At 52.1% G+C, this 7,157-nt stretch carries 6 protein-coding genes and 3 pseudogenes; 6 read left to right on the top strand and 3 right to left on the bottom strand.

What is annotated here, in order from left to right; all coding sequences use genetic code 11:
• The 3 genes and pseudogenes from ACP15L_RS22875 to ACP15L_RS22885 all read right to left on the bottom strand — a co-directional run.
• Window positions 1–139: pseudogene (locus ACP15L_RS22875) on the bottom strand (IS6 family transposase); the annotation flags it as partial.
• A gap of 91 nt (window positions 140–230) precedes the next feature.
• Window positions 231–746, bottom strand: a pseudogene (locus ACP15L_RS22880) (IS6 family transposase); the annotation flags it as partial.
• A 140-nt stretch (window positions 747–886) separates the two neighbouring features.
• On the bottom strand, window positions 887–1,654 hold the full coding sequence (locus ACP15L_RS22885; RefSeq protein WP_425085882.1) for a helix-turn-helix transcriptional regulator: 768 nt from the start codon (window positions 1,652–1,654) through the stop codon (window positions 887–889).
• A gap of 153 nt (window positions 1,655–1,807) precedes the next feature.
• On the opposite strand from ACP15L_RS22885, the gene ACP15L_RS22890 reads away from it, so the two are divergent.
• The 6 genes and pseudogenes from ACP15L_RS22890 to ACP15L_RS22915 form a co-directional block, all read left to right on the top strand.
• Window positions 1,808–2,908, top strand: a complete 1,101-nt coding sequence (locus ACP15L_RS22890; RefSeq protein WP_237216008.1) for an ABC transporter ATP-binding protein — start codon at window positions 1,808–1,810, stop codon at window positions 2,906–2,908.
• Between the two features lie 34 nt (window positions 2,909–2,942).
• Window positions 2,943–4,106 (top strand): ABC transporter substrate-binding protein, encoded by a 1,164-nt coding sequence (locus tag ACP15L_RS22895; protein ID WP_093962198.1) that lies wholly within the window; start codon window positions 2,943–2,945, stop codon window positions 4,104–4,106.
• A 38-nt stretch (window positions 4,107–4,144) separates the two neighbouring features.
• Window positions 4,145–4,996 (top strand): ABC transporter permease, encoded by an 852-nt coding sequence (locus tag ACP15L_RS22900; protein ID WP_010442233.1) that lies wholly within the window; start codon window positions 4,145–4,147, stop codon window positions 4,994–4,996.
• A gap of 7 nt (window positions 4,997–5,003) precedes the next feature.
• Complete coding sequence (locus ACP15L_RS22905; protein WP_010442232.1) at window positions 5,004–5,825, top strand: ABC transporter permease; 822 nt, start codon at window positions 5,004–5,006, stop codon at window positions 5,823–5,825.
• 18 nt (window positions 5,826–5,843) lie between these two features.
• On the top strand, window positions 5,844–6,602 hold the full coding sequence (locus ACP15L_RS22910; RefSeq protein ID WP_010442231.1) for an SDR family NAD(P)-dependent oxidoreductase: 759 nt from the start codon (window positions 5,844–5,846) through the stop codon (window positions 6,600–6,602).
• A gap of 101 nt (window positions 6,603–6,703) precedes the next feature.
• Window positions 6,704–7,030, top strand: a pseudogene (locus tag ACP15L_RS22915) (IS6 family transposase); the annotation flags it as partial.
• Window positions 7,031–7,157 lie beyond the last annotated feature (127 nt).

Raw genomic sequence — 7,157 nt, forward strand, 5'->3', positions numbered from 1 at the left:
ATGTGGCATGATCAACTCGCACACCGCGCTCAGCCATGATCTCTTCCAAGTCACGATAGGACACCGTGTACCGCAGATAGAAGTAAACAGCGTACAAAACTGCATCCTTAGGGAAATGACAGCCCTTTAACGAGATCATGCTCAAATAACCTGTTCGAAAATTAATCGACTAGTACAAAAAACTCAGATCACCCAGGCTCGTCAACTATACCTCAGAGTTTGCGACACATCCGTTCCATGATGTTGTTCAAGTATTTCCGCCTGACCATTTCAATTGGGACCGGGCAACCAAAACCTTTCAGCATCTTGTTGATGGCCTTGAGGCCAGCGGTGTTAGCTCCACTTTTGTCGATGACTATCTTTCTCGGAAGGCCGTTGACCTCCAGCATTCGGGCGAAGAACATGGTGGCCGCGAGTTTGTTTCGACGCTGGGAAAGCATAAAATCAAGCGTCTTGCCGTGCTTGTCGACAGCTCGATAGAGATAGACCCAATTGCCTTTCACCTTGATGTAAGTCTCATCCATTCTCCAGGAGCGGTCGCACGGTCCCTTTCGACGACGCGCCGCTTCACCGATTGCGCCTGCATACCGCGTCACCCAGCGATTCAGCGTCGTGTGATCCACTGCAACGCCTCGCTCATGCATGATCTCTTCTAGATCGCGATATGACACACCGTATCGGACATAGAAGAACACAGCGAAGAGGATCACATCCTTCGGATACTGCGCGCCTTTGAAAGAGATCATAAAAACTGACTTTCGATTTCAATATTTCGATATCCATTCACTCGAAGCACTTATGAGCGTCAACGGTCAAAAGTTTGCAACAGATCCATTTTTACTCCAAAGAACCGCAGTCAGCCCAAAGTGGGTGTTCAAGGAACCTTTTAAAGTGCCTTTTCAATGAACTTTGAAAAAAGCTCACCCTGCGAATTGATCCTAAGTTTCGCGTAAATGTTGCGTCTGTGGATGCGGACTGTGCCTGGAGAGATGCCGAGAATTGTGCCGACAGCTTCTGCCGAATGACCCTTCAACGTGAACTCAACGACTTCTCTTTCTCGTGGCGTCAGAACGCCATCGCCAAATGCCTGGAAAGCAAGATCGACGCGACGACTAACGCCATTCGCTGCGGCGCCGCGGGTCATCGTTGGAAAGTCACTCCAATGTTTGCAACAGGCTGCCCGAACGAGCGGCCATAGAGCTTGCAAATGACGAATTTCCTTGGCGGAAAAAGGCTTCTCTGCTCGCATGAGCGAGACCACAACCATCCCAGCGCCTGGGATATCGATAAAGTAGCCAATCTCCTCTGCTAACCCAGTCCTTTTGTAATAGCTGCGATAGTATTCGCCCTGATAGAACCTGTCCGGTGCGATATCGCGCATGCGGTACAGACCCGGTGTTATTGGTTTTGTCGCGGCCAAAAAAAATGGATCAAGTACGTAGGGCCCGGCTTGGTAATCCTCAACAAAAATACGCCGTTTGCTTTTGGGGAAATCGTCGTGAATGTCTATTGGTGCTTCGGTTCCGACATGGCCAAACACCACCGTAAAATCAAATGGTGCGACCTGCCGAAAGCCATCTGCCAAAGCACATGGAAATTCTGGGGTTCCGATCTTCTCCACGACCCTGCCGGCCTCTTCCATCCAATCGTACACACGTCGCTCCAGATTTTCGAAAAGCACCTCTATACCCCAATTGTGGTATATACAGTTATTCCGAGTTATTGTTACTTTTTCCTTGTTTGAGTGGTATGCCAACAAATGCCAAAAAATCAAGCATAAGGAAAACGGCAGTATATGAGCTTTGACATGAGCGTCACCATGCAGACGATTGCGGAACTCCGAGGAGTGACCAAGACCTTCGGGAATGTGGTCGCCGCCAAAGACCTGAATCTTTCCATTGGGAAAGGAGAGTTCCTGTCGTTCTTAGGCCCATCTGGTTGCGGCAAAACCACTGCGCTTAGAATGTTGGCAGGTTTCGAGAAGCCTACGGAAGGTCAGGTGTTGCTCGATGGAGAAGTCGTCAACGACTTGGATGCGCACCATCGCCCAGTCAACATGGTGTTTCAGCACTATGCTCTTTTTCCTCACCTAAGCGTGTTCGACAACATCGCGTACGGCCTGCGCCAACAACGACCACGCGTAGACAAACAAACAATCGCGACAAAGGTTGAGCAAGCGCTGGAAACTGTCCGTCTTGGTGGGTTTGGCCCACGTCGCATCTGGGAGATGTCTGGTGGTCAGCAGCAACGCGTCGCTTTGGCGCGTGCGATCGTAAACGAGCCCAAGCTTTTGCTGCTTGATGAACCAATGGCTGCTCTGGATCGAAAGCTTCGAAAAGAAATGCAGTTTGAACTGCAGAACCTGCAACGACAACTGGGAATAACTTTTGTCCTCGTCACGCACGACCAAGAAGAAGCGCTTTCAATGTCCGACCGAATTTGTGTGATGGAAGGCGGCAGTATTGTGCAGGTTGGCAGCCCACGCGAACTCTATGACATGCCCCGCAGCCGCTACGTGGCTGGATTTGTAGGCACCTCTAATTTCTTTGATGCAACTGTGACTGACTCAGCAGCCGACCAAATCACTGTGCGTTTAGCGAGTGGCCAAAAGGTGCACGGAACTCCGGAGATTCCAATAGATGCAGGGCAGGAAGTGTGCGTTAGTATCCGTCCTGAACAGATCACGCTGACCCGCGCGCTACCCACAGCTGAAATCGCTCTGCCAGTTACCATTCAAAATCGGATCTTCCTTGGGGAGCACACAGAATACCTTGCGCGCAATGAAGCACTGGGTGATTTCCATGTACTTGTGCCAAGGCAAGCGGAATTGAACGAGGGGACGTTCAATGCAGGAGAGCAGGCCTTTGTTTCATGGGGCGAAGGCGCACTGCTGATCCTGGAAAAATAACAAATCCCGCAATCCAACAACAGAGAGGTTCACAATGACCAAGGATAATGGGACTATTTCCAAGCAAAAGTTCATGGAAGAGCTTCGCCGGTACCAAAAGGGTTCGGTTACACGGCGACATTTCTTAGGCGTGACAGGTCTTGGGATGGCAACGGCCGTTCTGGGCACGGCCATTCCTGGGTTGCGTCCACGCCCGGCATTTGCTGCCGGGGACATTGGCGACCGAGTGATCCTTGCCACATGGCCGAACTACCATGACGAGATGAACTTCGAAGCCTTCACGGAAGCCACTGGCGCCCATGTTCAGGTCAATGTTTTTGGCTCGAACGAAGAGATGTTGGCAAAACTTCAGGCTGGAGGGTCTGGCTGGGACGTTTTCGTTCCAACCAACTACACGATCACTACGTATGTGGGTGAAGATCTGATCATCCCGCTCGATACGTCCAAACTGCCAAACTACGACGCAGGTTCATTCGAACAGCGCTTTTCCGATGCCGGTTCTGTCGATGGCCAGCTTTACGCGGTCCCAAAAAACTGGGGCACGACTGGCTTTGCAGTGAACACCAGCAAGCTTGACGGCGCTCCGACTCCAACCACATGGAAAGAGTTCTGGGACCTTACTATGGAAGGTTACTCAGGCCGGACAATGGTGCATGATTACCAACTCACCACCATCGGTAATGCACTGAAATACTTCGGCTACTCCTTCAACTCGGTCGATGAGAAGGAACTGGCGGATGCCGAGAAATTGTTGCTGGATGCCAAACCGCATCTGTTTGCAATCTCGTCGGATTATCAGCCACCGATGCGTAACGGTGACGCCTGGATGACGATGTGCTGGACAGGTGACGGCAAGCAGATGAATGTCGACATGCCTGAAATCGCCTACGTTCTGGGAACTGAGGGCGGTGAACTCTGGTCCGACTACTACGCTATTCCTAAGGGCGCACCCCATATGGATGCCGCTTATGCCTTGATCGACTTCCTGCTGAACCCGGAAGTTAATGCGAAAGAAGTCCTCGCTCACGGCTATCCATCGGCTGATGCTCGCACCAATGCGTTGCTGCCGAAGGAACTACTGGAAGATCCGATCCTTTATCCGGCAGCTGACCTTCTGAATGCACTCGAGTTCGGCGCGGCAGCTACACTAACAGATCCAAACCGTGCCGAGTTGCTCGCCCGCTTCAAGTCGGCCTAAGCGCCAAGGTCGCCAATATCGGAAAAGACGAGGACAAAATGACCGAACGAGGCAGAAAAGCACTGTTGCTGGCTCCAGCAGGAATATGGCTTTTGGTAATGCTAGCCCTTCCTCTGCTGGTCGTCTTCGTCTTTTCCTTTGGCGAACGGGGTGCCGCCGGAGGCTACGTTCCAGCGTTCACTTTGGAACAATATGCCAACCTTCCTGCGCGATGGACGGCGTTTAAGAACACTTTGATCCTTGCACCACTGGGGACTATCGCTGCGTTGGTAATTGCCTACCCGCTCGCCTACTTTCTTGCAGTGCGTTGTTCACCAAAGTGGAGAACTTCGCTGTTGATCCTAGTGATCGTGCCGTTCTGGACATCGATCCTGATCCGGTCATACGCTTGGATTTTCATCCTTGGGGGGCGTGGCTTGCCCGCTTTACTGGAGTCGATCGGCATCGATGATATCCGCCTGATAAATACGCCGTTCGCTGTGCTTGTCGGGATTGTCTATGGGTATCTACCTCTGATGGTTTTCCCGATTTTTGTAAGCTTAGACAAACTGGATAAACGCCTTCTGGAAGCATCGGCTGATCTCGGCTCTACCCCATGGCGTACGTTCCGTCAGGTGACACTTCCTTTGTCGGTACCTGGTATCGCAACTGGCTGCATGCTGGTCTTCATCTTGCTGATGGGCGAGTTTCTGATCCCAGCGATCTTGGGCGGCGGAAAGGTCTTTTTCGTCGGAAATGCGCTGGTGGACCTGTTCCTGCAGTCTCGGAACTGGGCGTACGGATCGGCGGTCGCAATGACTTTGGTTGTCGTAATGCTTGTCACTGTCTCAATTTACATGAAATTCATCTCGCGCCTGGGTGGCCAGCGCCAAGATGTCTCGCTGATGTGAGGGTCCGATGCGCTTATACGCGATTTGCGTCTACCTTTTTCTCTATATTCCAATCGGCATCATCGCGCTTTTCAGCTTTAATGCCGGACGACACGCAAGCCAGTTCATGGGGTTCTCGACCCAATGGTATGGTAAAGCGCTGAACAACCCATTTGTAATGGACGCGCTCGAGACCAGTCTGCTTGCGGCATTCATAACTGCTTGCCTCGCATCCACTCTCGGAACCATGGCGGCCATCGCTTTACAAGGGGTTAAGGGATGGCTCCGAACTTTGTTTGATGCGATGATTTATATTGCGATAATGATACCCGGTATCGTCATCGGCATCGCGACACTCATTGCCCTGGTCACTGTATTCGGCTGGCTAAACCCGCTTCTTGCAAGCCTATGGCCCGATGGAGCAAATCCCCCGCAACTTTCCATGGGGATGCCCACGCTTGTCGCCGCACACACCATGTTCACAATGGCGCTGGTCATAATCATCGTACGTGCAAGGCTATCGGGTATGGACCGCGCGCTCATGGAAGCTTCGGCTGACCTCTTTGCGACGCCCTGGGGCACCTTTCGACAGGTGACCCTGCCGTTGATAGCACCGGCAATTTTGGCAGGCTTCCTGCTCAGCTTCACTTTCTCATTTGATGATTTCATCATCGCGTTCTTCGTAGCTGGCTCAGAAACAACCCTGCCAATCTACATATTCTCATCCATCCGGCGCGGCGTAACACCCGAGATCAATGCCATCGGCACTATGGTTATGGGCGCGTCGCTCTTGTTGCTCGTAGCAGCGCAGCTGCTTTTGCGCCGAGGCGCCTCAAAATCGAATAATTAAATAAAGGAGCCAAGTGACATGCGGCTTGCAGGTAAGGTCGCGCTCGTTACGGGCGCGGGATCAGGAATTGGTCGGGCGGGTTCAATGGCAATGGCACAAGAGGGTGCGAATGTTGTGGTAACCGATCGCGATGCAACACTTGCTGAAGCCACTGTGGCCGCGATCGTTGCGCAGGGAAATCAAGCATCTGCCATACAGCTTGATGTGACCGATGACGATGCCCTTACCAAAGCCATAGACGAAGCAGTAAAAAACTTCGGTCGGCTTGACGTGTTGCACTCTCATGCTGGGTTGCAGATCGAAGGAACGCTGGAAGAAGTGGAACCAGATGGAATGGATGCTTCTTGGGCATTGAATGTCCGCGCTCACTTCATTGCCGCGCGCGCAGCCGTCCCCCATATGAAATCACAAGGTGGAGGCAGCGTGATCGTCACGGCCTCCAATTCGGGGGTTCAATACGACCGGGGTATGATCGCCTATGCGACTACAAAGCACGCAGCTGTTGCGATGGTCCGGCAGATGGCAGCCGACTACGCTGTCCATGCAATCCGTTTCAATGCCCTTTGTCCAGGATTTGTAGACACCCCCTTCAATGCAGGCTTCGAAAAGCAGATGGGTGGCCGTGCCAAACTGGAAAGCTACATCGAGCAGGCGATCCCTATGAGTCGGTGGGCGACAGTTGAAGAGATTGGCCATGGGATCGTCTATTTAGCTTCAGATGAATCCGCTTTTATGACGGGGCAAGCTTTGGTTATCGATGGCGGTGAATGCATTTAGTGATGGGTTAGACCGGATCTGTTGCAAACTTTTGACCGTTGACGCTCATAAGTGCTTCGAGTGAATGGATATCGAAATATTGAAGTCGAAAGTCAGTTTTTATGATCTCTTTCAAAGGCGCGCAGTATCCGAAGGATGTGACCCTCTTCGCTGTGTTCTTCTATGTCCGATACGGTGTGTCATATCGCGATCTAGAAGAGATCATGCATGAGCGAGGCGTTGCAGTGGATCACACGACGCTGAATCGCTGGGTGACGCGGTATGCAGGCGCAATCGGTGAAGCGGCGCGTCGTCGAAAGGGACCGTGCGACCGCTCCTGGAGAATGGATGAGACTTACATCAAGGTGAAAGGCAATTGGGTCTATCTCTATCGAGCTGTCGACAAGCACGGCAAGACGCTTGATTTTATGCTTTCCCAGCGTCGAAACTGTCTGACGTCAGCGCCAATGGGACAGTTTAGGTCGATTTGATAAGAGAGGGTTTCTGGCTCATCGTAACCGCCAAGGAGTGGAGATGAGAAAGAAACCCGGAACCAAGCAGAGCCACGGTGAGAAG

It is taken from the genome of Ruegeria profundi, assembly GCF_049800715.1.
GTDB lineage: Bacteria > Pseudomonadota > Alphaproteobacteria > Rhodobacterales > Rhodobacteraceae > Ruegeria > Ruegeria profundi_A.